Annotated in this window: 13 protein-coding genes; 5 read left to right on the forward strand and 8 right to left on the reverse strand. The window is 65.2% G+C overall.

Going from position 1 to position 14,501, the window contains the following annotated elements; genetic code table 11:
• Window positions 1–8: 8 nt before the first annotated feature.
• From ACQY4G_RS05760 to ACQY4G_RS05780, 5 genes are all read right to left on the reverse strand, one after another.
• Window positions 9–1,085 (reverse strand): M48 family metallopeptidase, encoded by a 1,077-nt coding sequence (locus tag ACQY4G_RS05760; RefSeq protein WP_421989389.1) that lies wholly within the window; start codon window positions 1,083–1,085, stop codon window positions 9–11.
• Between the two features lie 4 nt (window positions 1,086–1,089).
• Entirely contained in the window at window positions 1,090–2,172 is a 1,083-nt protein-coding gene (locus tag ACQY4G_RS05765; RefSeq protein ID WP_421993576.1) for a YjgN family protein, read from the reverse strand.
• Window positions 2,173–2,251: 79 nt separating this feature from the next.
• The gene (locus ACQY4G_RS05770; RefSeq protein ID WP_421989391.1) at window positions 2,252–2,446 is read right to left on the reverse strand and encodes a helix-turn-helix transcriptional regulator; all 195 of its coding nucleotides are present in this window, start codon (window positions 2,444–2,446) and stop codon (window positions 2,252–2,254) included.
• Entirely contained in the window at window positions 2,443–3,048 is a 606-nt protein-coding gene (locus ACQY4G_RS05775) for a hypothetical protein (protein ID WP_421989393.1), read from the reverse strand. The genes ACQY4G_RS05770 and ACQY4G_RS05775 overlap by 4 nt, the downstream gene beginning before the upstream one ends.
• Window positions 3,045–3,269 (reverse strand): hypothetical protein, encoded by a 225-nt coding sequence (locus ACQY4G_RS05780; RefSeq protein ID WP_421989395.1) that lies wholly within the window; start codon window positions 3,267–3,269, stop codon window positions 3,045–3,047. The genes ACQY4G_RS05775 and ACQY4G_RS05780 overlap by 4 nt, the downstream gene beginning before the upstream one ends.
• A gap of 120 nt (window positions 3,270–3,389) precedes the next feature.
• Here ACQY4G_RS05780 and ACQY4G_RS05785 point away from each other — a divergent pair, with 120 nt between their 5' ends.
• Together ACQY4G_RS05785 and thrS are read left to right on the forward strand one after the other, a co-directional pair.
• On the forward strand, window positions 3,390–5,051 hold the full coding sequence (locus ACQY4G_RS05785) for an alkaline phosphatase D family protein (protein WP_421989397.1): 1,662 nt from the start codon (window positions 3,390–3,392) through the stop codon (window positions 5,049–5,051).
• Between the two features lie 231 nt (window positions 5,052–5,282).
• A complete protein-coding gene (gene thrS / locus ACQY4G_RS05790; protein WP_421989399.1) occupies window positions 5,283–7,292 on the forward strand; it encodes a threonine--tRNA ligase in 2,010 nt (669 codons plus the stop codon).
• A 130-nt stretch (window positions 7,293–7,422) separates the two neighbouring features.
• Here thrS and ACQY4G_RS05795 read toward each other — a convergent pair whose 3' ends face one another.
• The 3 genes from ACQY4G_RS05795 to ACQY4G_RS05805 are packed head-to-tail and all read right to left on the reverse strand — an operon-like array spanning window position 7,423 to window position 10,305.
• Window positions 7,423–7,551, reverse strand: a complete 129-nt coding sequence (locus ACQY4G_RS05795) for a hypothetical protein (protein ID WP_291171610.1) — start codon at window positions 7,549–7,551, stop codon at window positions 7,423–7,425.
• 34 nt (window positions 7,552–7,585) lie between these two features.
• A complete protein-coding gene (locus ACQY4G_RS05800; protein WP_421989401.1) occupies window positions 7,586–8,578 on the reverse strand; it encodes an agmatine deiminase family protein in 993 nt (330 codons plus the stop codon).
• 23 nt (window positions 8,579–8,601) lie between these two features.
• Window positions 8,602–10,305, reverse strand: coding sequence for a M28 family metallopeptidase (locus ACQY4G_RS05805; protein ID WP_421989403.1), 1,704 nt, complete (start codon window positions 10,303–10,305; stop codon window positions 8,602–8,604).
• A 110-nt stretch (window positions 10,306–10,415) separates the two neighbouring features.
• Between ACQY4G_RS05805 and glnE the strand changes: the two genes are divergently transcribed.
• From glnE to ACQY4G_RS05820, 3 genes are read left to right on the forward strand one after another with little or no spacing between them, the layout of a single operon-like run.
• Window positions 10,416–13,094, forward strand: a complete 2,679-nt coding sequence (gene glnE / locus ACQY4G_RS05810) for a bifunctional [glutamate--ammonia ligase]-adenylyl-L-tyrosine phosphorylase/[glutamate--ammonia-ligase] adenylyltransferase (RefSeq protein ID WP_421989405.1) — start codon at window positions 10,416–10,418, stop codon at window positions 13,092–13,094.
• Window positions 13,094–13,567 carry a peroxiredoxin gene (locus tag ACQY4G_RS05815; protein WP_421989407.1) on the forward strand — a complete coding sequence of 158 codons (474 nt, stop codon included), beginning with the start codon at window positions 13,094–13,096 and terminating at the stop codon, window positions 13,565–13,567. Before glnE ends, ACQY4G_RS05815 begins: the two co-directional genes overlap by 1 nt.
• A complete protein-coding gene (locus ACQY4G_RS05820) occupies window positions 13,564–14,364 on the forward strand; it encodes a ferritin-like domain-containing protein (RefSeq protein WP_421989409.1) in 801 nt (266 codons plus the stop codon). Before ACQY4G_RS05815 ends, ACQY4G_RS05820 begins: the two co-directional genes overlap by 4 nt.
• Window positions 14,365–14,501 lie beyond the last annotated feature (137 nt).

Here is a 14,501-nt window from a genome sequence, read left to right on the forward strand (position 1 = left end):
TGCAAGGCTTAGAAGAAGTCGAATTCTTCGACGTCCGGATCTTCTTCGCACATTGATTTGAGGGCGGCGAACTCGCCGGGTGTCAGTACCGGCGCATAATTCCCGCCATCGTCGGCCGCGTCGCGATAGGCTTCGGCGCGCTCGCCCGAGGAGGGATGGCTCGCCAACCAGCCCGCCAGAGCCGGGGCGTCGGCGTTTTCGCCGTATTCCTCCGACATTCTCTCGAAGAACCCTGCTGCACCCAGTGGCGAGATGTTGCTCTCCTTCAGGCGGGCGCGGGCATATTCATCGGCCTCGCGCTCGGCTTCGCGCGAATAGCCCATCGAAGCGAGCCCGAAGATGGAGTTGGTAACGCCCGAATCGGCGCCCGCGAGCAGGATCGAGAGGCCGAATTGCCGCAGCAACGCGGTCATGACGTGCCGCTCGCGCACATGGCCGACTTCGTGCCCCAGTACCCCGGCAAGCTCCTCCGGACTTTCCGCCTGCTGCACCAGCCCGTCGAACAACAGCACCTGCCCGCCCGGAAGCGCGACCGCATTGACCATGTCGATATTGGCGATGCCGGCGCGCACCCGTTCCGCGGCCGGATCGACCTTGGAGAGCAGCTTGGCGAGCGCAGCATCGCCGGCGGGCGTGCTGCAGATGCGGCCGCCGAAATCGCCAACCATCGCCTCGCCTATATTGCGTTCCCAGCTGGCCGGAATGCGCGGACCGAGCCAGTCGGGCGCGGTCAGGAACAGCGCCACCGCGGCAGCGCTCGCTACGCCGAAGATCGCCGCCGCCTTGCCCAGCCCGAGCCGGTCGATCCACGCGCCATAGTCGCTCTTCGCGGGGAGCTGCGCGGCAAGGCCCGGAGGTACGTCCTCGGGCAGGATCAGCCGGAAGCCGGGCAGGCTTTCTCGCCGGTAGACGCGCTGGCCCGGCCGGGTCTCGCCGAAGCGCAGGTCGGCTGCCGCGAAGCTGTCGCGCGCGGTCGGGCTAACCAGCGTGAAGCCGCCGCTGCCGTCCCACGCCAGTTCGCCCGAATGGCGCACCGCATTGGTGCCGTCGTACCATTCGGCGGCAATGGCGAAGGTGTCTGCCATCCGTTCAGATCGCGCCCACGTCGAAGGCGTCGAGCAGGCCCTCGCCGTGCCTGGCGGTTTTCGTTTCCGATTGGGTCAGCTCGTCGAGCAGGATTTCGCCCCTCGCCTCGAGATGCGTCATGAAGAATTTCCAGTGACGGTAGGAGAGGAAGATCAGCCCGATCCCCAATGTAAACACAACCAGCAGCGCATCGACCACCAGTAGCTTGACCCAGTCGAGCGTGGTGGCCTCGAAGCTGAATTCGAGATCGCGCCAGCGCGTCGCGCCGACCACTTCGCGGTAGAATTTGGCATAGAAAGCCACCGCGATCAGGCCGAGGCCGAGATAGAAGAACAGGATCAGGCCCAATATGCCCAGCACTCCGCCCACGGCCATGCCGTCTTCGCCGCCGATACCGTAGCCTGCCAGCATGCCCATGCCGGCCATTATCACCCCGCCCGCGAACAGTACGAAAGGCGCAAGATAGAACAGCAGGAAACGGCCGAAGACGCCGCCCGCCTTGGCATCGGATTCGAACGCGAAGGGGCCGAAGCTCATTTTCGACCAGCGCTCGTTCCACAGGCTGGTCATCGACCAGGGAACGAGCAGGCCGAGCGGGATCCAGCCGACCAGCGTCTTCCACATGTAGGACAGGCCGAATCCGAAACCCTGGTCGTTGCTGCCGCCGCGAATGCCGCGCCAGCGGGTGCGCGACAGGCGGTAACGAAGCGCGCGGAAACGGGCTACGCCGAGCAGGTAGAAGATCGCGATCAGCGCGCCGAAGCTGAGCGCCACGCCCCATGCCTCGTAGCCGCGTGCGATCAGTGCCTGGGCGACGAAGCTCAGCCCGAAATAGGGAATGCCGAACAGCACGAAGACCATCACGAAACCGAGAAACAGCTCCATTCCCGTGCCCGCCCATTCGAGTTGTTCGTCGACGAAGCGGCTGCGCGACCACAAGTAGCGCCGCTCGCGGGTGGTCGCCCAGAAGCGGTAAATGCCCAGCGTAACGATCGTCAGCAGCAGGTTGGGAAAGGCGATTTTGGCGAATTCGCGCCAATCGCCCTCGAAAACGAAGGCACTGTCCGCGCCCTGCCTGTCGTGCATACCGTGCATGGAACAAAACCCTTTCGACCCGAGCGGCTGTTGCTCACGGATCGAAGGGGCCATGTCAATCGCCGCACCGCTATTCTTCGCGCAGAAAGATTTCTTCTATGGCGAGGCCGAAGACATCCGCGATCCGAAAAGCGAGCGGCAGCGAAGGGTCGTAGCGCCCGGTCTCGATGGCGTTGACGCTCTGACGCGAGACCTCGAGGCGCGCGGCGAGGTCCTGCTGGCTCCAGTCGCGTTCGGCGCGCAGGACCTTGAGGCGGTTTTTCACATCGCCCCCCATGAACCGTATTTCATCCGGTTCATGACAGCTCCCACGCCGATGCCGCCGAACCAGACCACCGCCCACCAATAGGCATCCAGGTGAATGACGATGTCGGCAGTCTCGAGGAAGCCCCAGACCGAGGCGGCGCTCAGCGCAAGCGCGGTGGCGATCAGCGACTGGCGAATGGTGAGCATCCGCAGGAACTCGTCCCGCTCCTCGACGATCAGCCTGCCGATCGACCAGAACACACCGATTATCGCGAGGCCCGGCAGCATGGCGAGGACCACGCGCACCGCGTGTAAACCGACGCCGTTCTTGTCGGCGAAGGTCATCACCGCGAGCGCGAGAAGATAGAGCGAGGTGAACAGGGCCACACGCTTGGTATAGCGCCGTTGCACTTCTCGCTTGCCGGTGCAGCTGCCATCACGATTGGCGACGCGCATGGTCTGGAAGAAGAGCGCTGCGGGCACGGTCATCAGCAGCAGCGTGGTCGCCGTGTTGATCGCGTCGCTCAGCGCCAGTCCCGCGACCGCACCGAATGCGGCAAAGGTCAGCCCAGCCCAGAAAGGGACGGTGCGGGTAAGTGCGAATTTCGCGTTCTCGGTCATGCCGAGCCTTTCTGCAAAAACGCGCAACAGCCGCTCCGCGGCATGATGCCCAGCCATGCGAGCACAGGCAGCACCAGAACGGAGAATTGCGCGACCTCCTGAGGGACGACATCGAGAACCGCGAGCACGGCGATGGCAAGCATCGCTCCCGCCCAAAAAAGCGCTTGTTTTCTAGCTGACATGGCAATGGTCCTTTCCTTGATGTAAAGGTTATTTGTCATAGACGATCGTTCATGTCAAGTTTGCTTTCCAAATAGACGCGAAGGCTTTCCATGTTCCGCAATTCGCTTGTCACCGCCCCGTCATCGGGCGCAGGCATGTCGGCGCCAGAGGAGACATCCATGATCGCTACCGAACCGCCCGCCCCCGCCCGCATGCCCGCGATCGATCGCCGGACGTTGCTGAAAGGAGGGCTTCTGGGATTGGGCGCCGCCGGGGTGCCGGTCGCAGCGCAAGGCCGGGCGATCGGATTCACGCATGGTGTCGCCAGTGGCGAACCCGGGCCGACGCGGGTGCTGCTGTGGACACGCTTCGTCGGAGCACAGGATACGCCGCTCGAGTTCGAGGTCAGCGAATCGCTCGACTTCGTCCGCCAGGTAGCGGGCGGCACGGTTTCGGCCAGCGCCGAGAACGACTGGTGCGTTAAAGCCTTCGCTGAGGGGCTCGAGCCGGGGCGGTGGTACTATTACCGCTTCACCGCGCCCGACGGTTCGCATTCCGACATCGGCCGCACGAAAACGCTGCCGGTCGGCGCGACCGAGAAATTCCGCATGGCGACATTCTCCTGCTCCAACATCGGCTTCGGCTGGTTCAACGCCTATGCCCACGCCGCCGCCGATGGCGGTTTCGACTGCGCGTTGCACCTTGGCGATTACTTCTACGAATACGGCCCCGGCACCTATCCCTCCAGCGAACAGGCCCAACCGGGGCGTATCCTGTTCCCCGCGAGCGAGACGGTCAGCCTGGCCGATTACCGGCTGCGTTTCGCGACCTATCGCGCGGATGCCGATCTGCGCCGGCTGCATCAATTGTACCCGATGATCTCGGGCTGGGACGATCATGAAAGCACCAATGATTCGTGGGAAGGCGGCGCGCAAAACCACCAGCCGGATAGCGAAGGCGAGTGGTCCGTACGCAAGGCCGCCGCGATCAAGGCCTATCGCGAATGGATGCCCGTGTCGGACGAGCCCTGGGCCGCCTACGAAGTCGGCGATCTCGCCACGCTCTTCCGGCTCGAAACGCGGCTGACCGCACGCGCCGAACAGTTTTCCTTTGGCGATATCCTCTCCGGCAAGACTTCGGCCGAGGATGCCATGGCCGCATTGATCGCTTTCCGCGAAGGCGATTATCGCGACGGTAGCCGTGAATTGCTCGGCATGCGGCAGCAGGCGTGGCTGTCCGACGGCCTGAAACGGTCGGCAGGTGCGGGCAAGCCGTGGCAGGTGCTGGTCCAGCAGGTGCTGATGGGCAATCTCGCCACCGCGCCGAGCCTGGCCGATGGGCTGCCGGGCGACTTGCCCGACTACATCCGCCAGCGGATCCTCGCCGGGGCGATGGCGAGCCGCGCCGAACTGCCGCTCAACATGGATGCCTGGGACGGCTATCCCGCTGCGCGCGACCGCGTGTTCAAAGCCGCGCTCGAGGCGAATGCCAACCTCGTCAGCCTGGCGGGCGACACGCACAATGCCTGGGCTTTCGATCTCGACCACGCGGGCGAGAAGGTTGGCGTCGAATTCGGCGTCCAGAGCGTCACATCGCCCGGCCTGGAGAGCTATGCTTCGCACATCGCCAGCGACCGGCTCGAGCGCGAGACCGTGGCCCACAACCGCCAGCTCAGATGGATGGACGGCTCGCGCCGTGGCTACATGGCGGTCGAACTGACCCCGGGCAGCGCCTCGTGCGAATTCCGCTTCCTGTCGAGCGTGCGCGAAAAGGGCGCAGGTGTTGGCGCGACCAAGCGTGTCACCACGCTCGCCGGGAGCCGCATGCTCGACTTGGGTTGAGAAATTAACCGACCGGCGCTACTTCGCGGGTCATGACGCAAATGCGGATCACGACCACGACTACCACCACCCCGGGCACCCGGGGGCGGTCGGTCGCGGCTTAGTCGCATCCGCCGCCACCCGGTTTCGGGTGGCGCGGCGTCCCCTCGAAATCGAAATTACCCCGATCGCCGCTTCAAGCATGCGCGCCCTTGTGCCATGGGCGCGTCAAGCAAACGGACGACGAGTGACATGACGGAACTGCTCAAGATCAGCCTGCCCGATGGATCGGTGCGCAAAATGAAAGAGGGCTCGACGCCCGCCGATGTGGCCGCGGCGATTGGCCCGGGCCTCGCCAAGGCCGCGATCGCTGCGCGTGTCGACGGCGAGCTGCGCGACATCAATCGGCCTTTCGAAGGCGATGCCGAACTGGCGCTGGTCACGAACCGCGACGAAGAGGACGCGCTCGAACTGGCGCGGCACGACTATGCCCATGTGCTGGCCGAGGCGGTGCAGGCGCTGTGGCCCGGCACGCAGATCACCTTCGGCCCGGCGACCGACGATGGCTTCTACTACGATGTGAAGGCGCCCGACACGCGCGAGCCGTTCAGCATGGACGATCTTCCCGCGATCGAGGAGAAGATGCGTGAGATCATCAAGGCCGACAAGCCGCTCAGGCGCGAAGTCTGGAGCCGCCAGCAGCTGATCGACAAGTGGGAAGCCGAGGGCGAGACCTTCAAGGCCGAATGGGCCAAGGAACTTCCCGAGGACGAGGAACTGACGGTCTACTGGTCGGGCGAGGACTGGCTCGACATGTGCCGCGGCCCGCACCTTGCCTCAACCGGCAAGCTCGATCCGCAGGCCTTCAAGCTGATGCGTGTCGCCGGGGCTTATTGGCGCGGCGACCAGCGCAATGCCCAGCTTACGCGCATCTACGGCACCGGCTGGCTCAACAAGAAGCAGCTCAATGCCCACCTGCACCGGCTGGAAGAGGCCGCCAAGCGCGACCACCGCAAGTTGGGCCGCGAGATGGACCTGTTCCACCTGCAGGAAGAGGCACATGGCAGCGTCTTCTGGCATCCCAAGGGCTACCGCATCTGGCGCGAGCTCGAAGCCTATATGCGGCGCAAGATGGATGGCGGTGGCTATCGCGAGATCAAGACCCCGCAGCTGATGGACGTGCGACAGTGGACCCAGTCGGGCCACTGGGGCAAATATGCCGAGAACATGTTCGCGGTCCCCGACATCGTCCCCGATGTGGAATCGGAGGACGAGGCCGCCTCGCCCAAGATCGCCGACGATGCCGACTGGATGGCGATCAAGCCGATGAACTGCCCGGCGCATGTGCTGGTCTTCAAGCAGGGCATCACCTCCTATCGCGACTTGCCGATGCGGCTGGGCGAGATGGGCTGCTGCCACCGCAACGAACCGCATGGCGCGCTCCACGGGCTGATGCGCGTGCGCCAGTTCACGCAGGACGATGCGCATATCTTCTGCACCGAGGCGCAGGTGGTCGAGGAAGTGCGCGCGTTCTGCAAGCTGGCGGATGAAGTTTACTCGGATTTCGGCTTCAAATACGAGATAAAGCTGGCGCTGCGTCCCGAGAAGCGCCTCGGCTCGGACGAGGACTGGGACCGGGCCGAGCAGGAACTGCGCGATGCGGTCCGCGAAGCCGGGATGGACAACGAGGAATATGGCTGGGAGGAGCTGCCCGGCGAAGGCGCCTTCTACGCGCCCAAGCTCGAATGGCACCTCACCGATGCGATCGGCCGCACCTGGCAGGTCGGCACGATCCAGGGCGACCGCGTGCTGCCCGAACGGCTCGATGCGAGCTATGTCGGCGAGGATGGCGAAAAGCACCGCCCCGTCATGCTCCATCGCGCGATCTTCGGCTCCTACGAGCGCTTCATCGGCATATTGATCGAGCATTTCGCCGGGCGCTTGCCCGTCTGGCTCGCACCGACGCAAGCGGTCGTTGCGACCATCGTTTCCGATGCGGACGACTATGCGAAGGGCGCCGTCGCCAAGCTGGAAGCCGCGGGCATTCGCGTCGAAAGCGATCTTCGCAACGAGAAGATCAACTACAAGGTGCGCGAACACAGCCTCGCCAAGGTCCCGCACCTGCTGGTGGTCGGCAAGCGCGAGGCCGAGGAGGGCACTGTCGCGGTCCGCACGCTGGGTGAAAAGGAGCAGAAGGTGATGAGCCTCGACGAGGCGATCGCAATGCTGAGGGATACCGGCACGCCGCCCGATCTCAAGTAACGCGCCGAGCCCCCGCCCTTAGTCTGCCTGACAAGCCGACCGCCCAGGACAGATTGCCCGCAAGGCCGGCGGGGGCCGCGGTCGGACTGCAACGAGTTTGCCTGAGATTCCCGTCTGCGCGGGAAGGCGCCTAGAAGGGCAGCACCGGTCCGGCGAGGACGAGTGCGAGGGCGCAGCAGGTAACGATCAGCGCGCGCGCGACATTGGCAGCCGAGAGATCGGCGCTTTCGGAGCGGACGAGAGCGATGGTTTTGGCCATGCGGCCATTGTCCACTGCAATCCCTAATGAAGCGTTAAGGGCGCCAGCCGGCAGACGGCATTTGCTGGCTGGCGCAATGGAATCCGCCGCCGCCCGCCAGCACCGCATCGCCCGGCAGGCCGATTGTCGCGCGATCGGGGAAGAGCTCGGCGATCGCTGCGACACCCTCGTCGTCATGCGGGCTGCCGAAGGTCGGCACCACCACGAGGTGGCTGGTGATCGCGAAATTGGCGTAGCTTGCCGGCTCGACATGGTCGCCGCTGGTGACGAGGCCGGGTGAGGGTATCTCCTTCACCGTGACCCCCGCATCCTCGGCGCGCCGCTTGGCATCGGCATAGATCGCCGCATTGGGATCGTCGCTGCCGGTCGCGCGCGGCAGGCACAGCGTGTTCGCGGCAACGAAGCGGCCGAGATTGTCGACATGGCCGTCGGTGTGGTCGTTGATCAACCCCTCGCCGAGCCATAGCACGCGGGTGAAGCCGAGGTTGCGTTTCAGCCGCTCCTCGATCTCCCCGCGCGAAAGCTGCGGGTTGCGGTTGGGATTGAGCAGGCATTGCTCGGTGGTAACGACGAGACCGGTGCCGTCGCCGTCGATCGCCCCGCCCTCGAGGATCCAGTCTGCCACCTCGAGCGGCAGGCCGACATCCTGGGCCAGTTCGGCGCCCACCGTCTGGTCCCCTTCCATCAGATACTTCCCGCCCCAGCCATTGAAGCCGAAGCGCCGCGCGGCGCGGTTGCCCTCGCCGTCGCATAGTACGAGCGGGCCCGTGTCGCGCAGCCAGACATCGCCATAGACGCGCCGCTCCAGCCTCACGCCGCCTGTCGCCAATTGCCGTGCGCGCGCTTCGTTGGCGGCGTCGCGTACCAACAGCCGGACCTCCTGCCCGCTTTCGGCAACTGCGTTGGCGAACGCCGCGATCTGCTCCTGCGCGCGCGGAAGCACTTCGGGCCATTCTTTCGAATCGTGCGGGAAGCCGATCCACAGCCAGTCCTGCGGCGCCCATTCGGGCGGCATCACGAAAGGCATGGATCGGCTCTCCGTTTCGCGCCTCAGGCGGGTGCGCAGCCTGCGCCGTCCTCGGCGCAATTCTCGTCGCGTACGGCCTTGAACTCGTCACCCTCGTTCCAATTGGGCCAGCTGGTCGAATCGGCGAGCATTCGTCCGATGCGGTAGAACAGCGACAGATCGCTCATCACGCCCGACCAATCCCAGTTCGGATCATATTCGTCCTTGGGGCCGTGATACCGGTTCTCGCGATAGTCGGCCGCAACCGCCGCGCCCGCTTCGCGCCCGCCCTCGATCAGATCTTCGCCGCCGTCGAGATAGAGCATCGGCACGCCGCGCTTGGCGAAGGCGAAGTGGTCCGAGCGGTAATAATAGCCTGCTTCGGGATTGGGGTTGGGCGTGGTTACGCGATCGTCGTTCATCAGCGCCTTGTCGAGGAACAGGTCGAGTTGCGACTTGCCTGGGCCGACCACGGTCACGTCGCGCGCCGCGCCCGCCATCAGGAAGGCGTCCATGTTGATCCCGCCCACCGTCTGGTTGAGCGGGAAGACGGGGTTGGCGGCATAGTAATCCGCGCCCAGAAGGCCAGACTCCTCTGCCGTCACGGCGAGGAACACCAGCGTACGCTCGGCAGGGCCGGCTTCGACATGCGCGGCGCCCAGGGCGACCAGCGCCGCGGTGCCGGTCGCATTGTCGACCGCGCCGTTGCAGATATCGTCGCCATCGGGGGCCGGCGTGCAGCGACCTAGGTGATCCCAGTGCGCGGTATGCATGACGTATTCGTCGGGCCGTTCGCTGCCGGGCAGCATGGCGATCACGTTCTGCGAGGAGAAGGTGCGGATGTCGTTGCGAAAGCTGGTCGATGCGGTGAGGCCGAGCGGCACCGCCTCGAAATCCTGCTCGCGTGCGGCGGCCATCAGCTCGTCGAGATCCCGACCCGCGGCGGCGAGGATTTCGCGCGCCTTTTCCTTGTGCACCCAGCCGTTGACCTTGGTCATGGGCGGCGGGTTGTCGCCGCGCGAGGCATAGGCCTGCGGGCCCGACCAGCTCGATTCGACCACGTTCCAGCCATAGCTCGCCGGTTCGGTGTCGTGGATGATGATCGCGCCGTCCGCCCCCTGGCGTGCGGCCTCTTCATATTTGTAAGTCCAGCGGCCGTAATAGGTCATCGCCTTGCCGTTGAACGGACCCTCGAGGCTTTCGGTGCCATAGTCGGGATCGTTGACGAGGATGACCGCGGTCTTGCCGGTCATGTCCACGCCTTCGTAATCGTTCCATTCGCGCTCGGGCGCATTAACGCCGTAGCCGACGAAAACCAGCTCGCTGTCTTCCAGCGCGGTCTGGACGTCCTCGCGATAAGTCACGCCGACCCAGTCGGTGGCAAAGGCGAGCTGCATGTCGCCGCCCTCGCCGCCCGAGATGGTCAGCGGGGCGAACTCCTTGCCGGTGATCTCGACCAGCGGGACATCCTGCACCCAGCTGCCATTGTTGCCCGGCTCGAGACCGGCCTTTTCGAATTCCTCGATCAGATAGGCGATGGTCTTCTCGCCGCCCGGTGTGCCGGGAGCGCGGCCTTCGAACTCGTCCGAGGACAGTCTTTCGGTGACGCGCTTCATGGTCTCTTCGGAAATCGTGCCGTCGGCGACATCGGGCAGGTCGAGCGCGTTCGCGCCGCTGTCGACCTGGCCGAGATCCTGGCACGCGGTGAGCAGCAGTGCCGAACAGGCGGCAAGTGCGAGGCGTTTCATCGGGGGACATCCTCTCTGGTGTGTTCGCAAATATGCGGGCGCTTCTAGTCGGCTGGACGGGGCAAGGGCAAGCTTGCACGCTCGCCCTCGTGGCGGCAGGGGTGCAGGCGATGGCAGCCGACTGGACTTCAGCGATCGACCGCGCCCGCGCGCATGCCCCGTTCCTTGCGCGAGCGTTGGAGCGATTGCCCGATTTGGCGGAACGGCTGGCTGCGGGCGAGGGCGAGGCGGCATTGCGTCTTGCCAAGCAGGTCGACGCGGATGACGTCGCGACCGCCCTTCGCCGCGAGCGGCTGGGGCTCGCGCTGGCGCTGGCGGTGGGCGATCTTGCCGGCGCGTTCGACCTCGACAAGGTCATGCGCGAACTGTCGACTTTCGCCGACCGCGCGCTGCACGCTGCGATCGTGGCCGCGATCGCCAAGCGCGTGCCCGATGCGGAACCTTGCGGCCTGATCGGCCTCGCGCTGGGCAAGCACGGCGCGGGCGAACTGAACTACTCCTCCGACATCGACCCGATCCTGCTTTACGATCCCGATGCACTGCCGCGCCGCGACCGCGACGAGCCGGGCGAGGCGGCGCAGCGCTATGCGCGCGAGACGGTACGGCTGCTTTCGGAGGTGACCAGCGAAGGCTATGTCTTTCGCGTCGACCTGCGGCTGCGCCCCGCCTCCGAAGTCAGCCCACTGGCGATCCCGCTCGATGCGGCGATCACGCATTACGAAAGCTCGGCACTGGCGTGGGAACGCGCCGCGTTCATTCGTGCGCGCGCCTGCGCGGGCGATATCGGCGCGGGAGAGGCTTTTCTCGACCACATCCGCCCTTTCGTATGGCGCCGCAGCCTCGATTTCGGCGCCATCGACGAGGTGCGGCGCCTGACCCACCGCATTCGCGACGAGCAGCGCGGACCGGGCGTTCCCGAACCGGGCTACAACCTCAAGCTCGGACGCGGCGGAATTCGCGAAATCGAATTTTTCGCACAAACGCATCAGCTGATCCATGGCGGGCGCGATCCCTCCCTGCGGGTCCGCGGCACGCGTGCCGCGCTCGATGCGCTGGCGACGACGGGACGGATATCGAACGATGACGCGCGGGCGCTGGGCGAAAGCTATGACGGCCTGCGTACAATCGAACACCGGCTCCAGATGGTGGGCGATAAGCAGACGCATTCGCTACCGTCGGGCGAGGCGCTGGACGATGTCGCGCGATTGCACGGCCTTTCCGACGGAGCCGCGCTGGTCGAGCATGTGCAAGAGCTCGCCCTTCCTGTCGCGGAGCGCTTCGATGCGCTGCTCGACGAAGATCGCATATCGGTCCCCAAGAGTGCGCCGCACGTCATGGGCGATTCCGAAGGGACACCTGAAATCTCTGCCGACCTCGCCGAGCGCGTAAACGCCTGGACGGGCGGCCGGTATCAGGCGCTTCGCAGTACCGCGGCGCTCGGTGCATTCGAAGCGATCCGGCCCGACCTGCTGGCCTCGATTGCCGGCTCGCCCGACCCGGATGCCGCCGTGGTGCGATGGGAAAGCCTCATTTCGCGCCTGCCCAGCGCGATCAACCTGTTTCGCCTGCTCGAGGCGCGTCCCGGCCTTTTCACGCTGATCGCCGATTGCCTGACGCTTGCACAGCCGCTCGCCGAGGATCTCTCGCGCAAGCCGGACCTGCTCGACGCGCTGATCGACCGGACCGCGCTCGATCTGCCCGGCAGCGTCGAGACGCTTGCCGCGCAGATGGGGCGACGCGAGCGGGGTGATGATTACGAGACCCGGCTCGACCGATTGCGCGTCGTGACGAGCGAGACCCGCTTCGCCCTGGGGGTCCAGCTCATCGAGGCCGCGCACGACCCACTGGAGATCGCTGCAGGCCTTTCGCGCACGGCCGAGGCCGCTTTGCAGGTAGCCGTCGGGGCGGCGGAGGAAGAGTTCGCCGTCAAGCACGGTCGGATCGCAGGAAGCGAGCTGGTCGTGTTGGGCCTCGGACGACTGGGTGGCGGTGTGCTCACGCACGCTTCCGACCTCGACATCATCTACCTCTTCACGGGTACCCATGAAGGCGAATCCGACGGTGACCGCCCGCTGGGCGCCACGCTCTATTTCAACCGGCTCGCACAGCGCGTCACCGCCGCGCTCAGCGTGCCGACCGCGCAAGGCGCGCTATACGAGGTCGACACACGCTTACGGCCGCAGGGCAATCAGGGACCGCTGGCGGTCAGTGTCGAGAGTTTCGCGCGTTACCAGCGCGAGGATGCGTGGACGTGGGAGCATATGGCGCTGACCCGCGCGCGTGTGCTGGTAGGGAGCGAGGCTGCGCGCAAGGATGTAGGCGAGGTCGTGGCGTCGATCCTCTGCCGAGAGCGCGATTTCGATAGGCTGTGCGCCGATCTTCTCAAAATGCGCGGCGAAATGGCGGCGCACAAACACGCCAAGGGCCCGCTCGACGCCAAGCTGTTGCGCGGCGGGCTGGTCGATATCGAGTTCCTCGTCCATTTCCTCCAGCTGCGCCATCGCACCGCACTGACTCCCGATCTCGATCGGGCCATCGGCGGGCTGGTCGACGCGGGGCGCCTGCCGCCGGCTCTGATCGAAGCGCATGGCTTGATGACCCGTCTGCTCGTGGGTACGCGCCTGCTTGCGCCCGATCTCGATCGGCCCAATGCGGCGGCCGCATCTTTGCTGGCACGGCAGAGCGGGTGCGCGGACTATGCGTGCCTGATCGAGCGATTGCACGAGGCGCGCAAAACTGTCGCGGTGGCGTGGCAGGACATATTCGGCGAAACCCTGGAGGTGGATTGATGACCAAGAGCTATGGCGAAGGCGATGCCTTTCCCGACTTTTCGATGGAAACGCCCGATGGCGGCAAGGTGACCAAGGCGGACCTTGCGGGGAAGAAGGCGGTGATCTTCTTCTATCCCAAGGACAACACGCCCGGCTGCACCACCGAAGCCAAGGACTTCACCGCGCTCAAAGCCGAGTTCGAAGCGGCGGGCACCTACCTGCTTGGCGTCAGCAAGGATTCGGCCAGGAAGCACCAGAACTTCATCGCCAAGCACGACCTCACGGTCGACCTTGCGACCGATGCGGAAGAAGGCGGGCTGTCGGACGAACTGGGCGTGTGGACCGAAAAGAAGATGTACGGCAAGACCTTCATGGGCATGGTCCGCACGACCTATCTGCTGGGTGAAGACGGCACGATCCTGCGCGTTTGGCACAAGGTGAAGGTCAAGGGCCATGCCGAGGAGGTACTCGAGGCCGCGCGCGCCGCATGACCACCCCGCGTCTCTCGGTTTCGGCTGCGATCCGCGATGCGCTGCTGACCGGGGAGCCGACCGCCAAGGTCTTCGCCGCGCGGCAGGTGGCGCGCGACTGGCGCCTTGGGCGGCTGGATTTCGTGTTCGACGCGGCCATGCCCGATCGTCCGGCCTGGCCGGAAGGTCTCGAGCTTCTTCCGCCCAGTCAAATGCCGAAGCGCGGCAAGATGGGCTCCGAGCGCAACCGGATCGCGCTGTGGCATGCGCTTGCGCATATCGAATTCGTCGCCATCGACCTTGCACTCGACATGGCCGGGCGCTTCGGCGAATCGATGGGAAAGGCGTTCGTTGCGGACTTTCTGGCGGTGGCTGCCGACGAGGCGATGCATTTCGCACTGATCGCACGCAAACTCGATTCGCTCGACAGTCGCTACGGGGCGTTGCCTGCGCACGACGGGCTGTGGAGCGCCGCGCGGGATACCGCGCATGACGTTGCGGCAAGGCTCGCGATCGTTCCCATGGTCCTCGAAGCGCGTGGTCTCGATGTCACGCCAGCCACGTTGGAACGTGTGCAGGCGCAAGGTGATGAAAACGGGGCGAAAATTCTCAAACGAATCCTTGACGACGAGATTAACCATGTCGCGGCCGGGTCAAAGCATTTTCACACGATCTGTGCGGAGCGCGGCGAGAACCCACGGGAATCGTGGCAAAATCTCGTAAAACTGCACTTTTCCGGAGGGCTGAAAGGGCCGTTCAACGACTCGGCGCGTTTCGCAGGCGGTCTGCCGCGAGACTTCTATGTGCCTATTGCTTGATTAAGATTTCCGCCGCTAACCCAAACTCACGAGACGCCGGGGGGTTCCGGCAGTGACAGAAAAAGGCGCGAGCGGCACGGGACGCCGTCTCCGCCAAGGATCGAAAAGGCGCGAAACAGCGCCGGATGGACGGGTTA

Origin of the sequence: Qipengyuania sp. (assembly GCF_965277845.1) — a bacterium.
Taxonomy (GTDB): Bacteria; Pseudomonadota; Alphaproteobacteria; order Sphingomonadales; family Sphingomonadaceae; genus Qipengyuania.

Coding starts and splice junctions, on each gene's coding strand:
- ACQY4G_RS05760 (WP_421989389.1), bottom strand. CDS start 1,085: ATGGCAGACACCTTCGCCATTGCCGCCGAATGGTACGACGGCACCAAT.
- ACQY4G_RS05765 (WP_421993576.1), bottom strand. CDS start 2,172: ATGCACGACAGGCAGGGCGCGGACAGTGCCTTCGTTTTCGAGGGCGAT.
- ACQY4G_RS05775 (WP_421989393.1), bottom strand. CDS start 3,048: ATGACCGAGAACGCGAAATTCGCACTTACCCGCACCGTCCCTTTCTGG.
- ACQY4G_RS05780 (WP_421989395.1), bottom strand. CDS start 3,269: ATGACAAATAACCTTTACATCAAGGAAAGGACCATTGCCATGTCAGCT.
- ACQY4G_RS05785 (WP_421989397.1), top strand. CDS start 3,390: ATGATCGCTACCGAACCGCCCGCCCCCGCCCGCATGCCCGCGATCGAT.
- thrS (WP_421989399.1), top strand. CDS start 5,283: ATGACGGAACTGCTCAAGATCAGCCTGCCCGATGGATCGGTGCGCAAA.
- ACQY4G_RS05795 (WP_291171610.1), bottom strand. CDS start 7,551: ATGGCCAAAACCATCGCTCTCGTCCGCTCCGAAAGCGCCGATCTCTCG.
- ACQY4G_RS05800 (WP_421989401.1), bottom strand. CDS start 8,578: ATGCCTTTCGTGATGCCGCCCGAATGGGCGCCGCAGGACTGGCTGTGG.
- ACQY4G_RS05805 (WP_421989403.1), bottom strand. CDS start 10,305: ATGAAACGCCTCGCACTTGCCGCCTGTTCGGCACTGCTGCTCACCGCG.
- glnE (WP_421989405.1), top strand. CDS start 10,416: ATGGCAGCCGACTGGACTTCAGCGATCGACCGCGCCCGCGCGCATGCC.
- ACQY4G_RS05815 (WP_421989407.1), top strand. CDS start 13,094: ATGACCAAGAGCTATGGCGAAGGCGATGCCTTTCCCGACTTTTCGATG.
- ACQY4G_RS05820 (WP_421989409.1), top strand. CDS start 13,564: ATGACCACCCCGCGTCTCTCGGTTTCGGCTGCGATCCGCGATGCGCTG.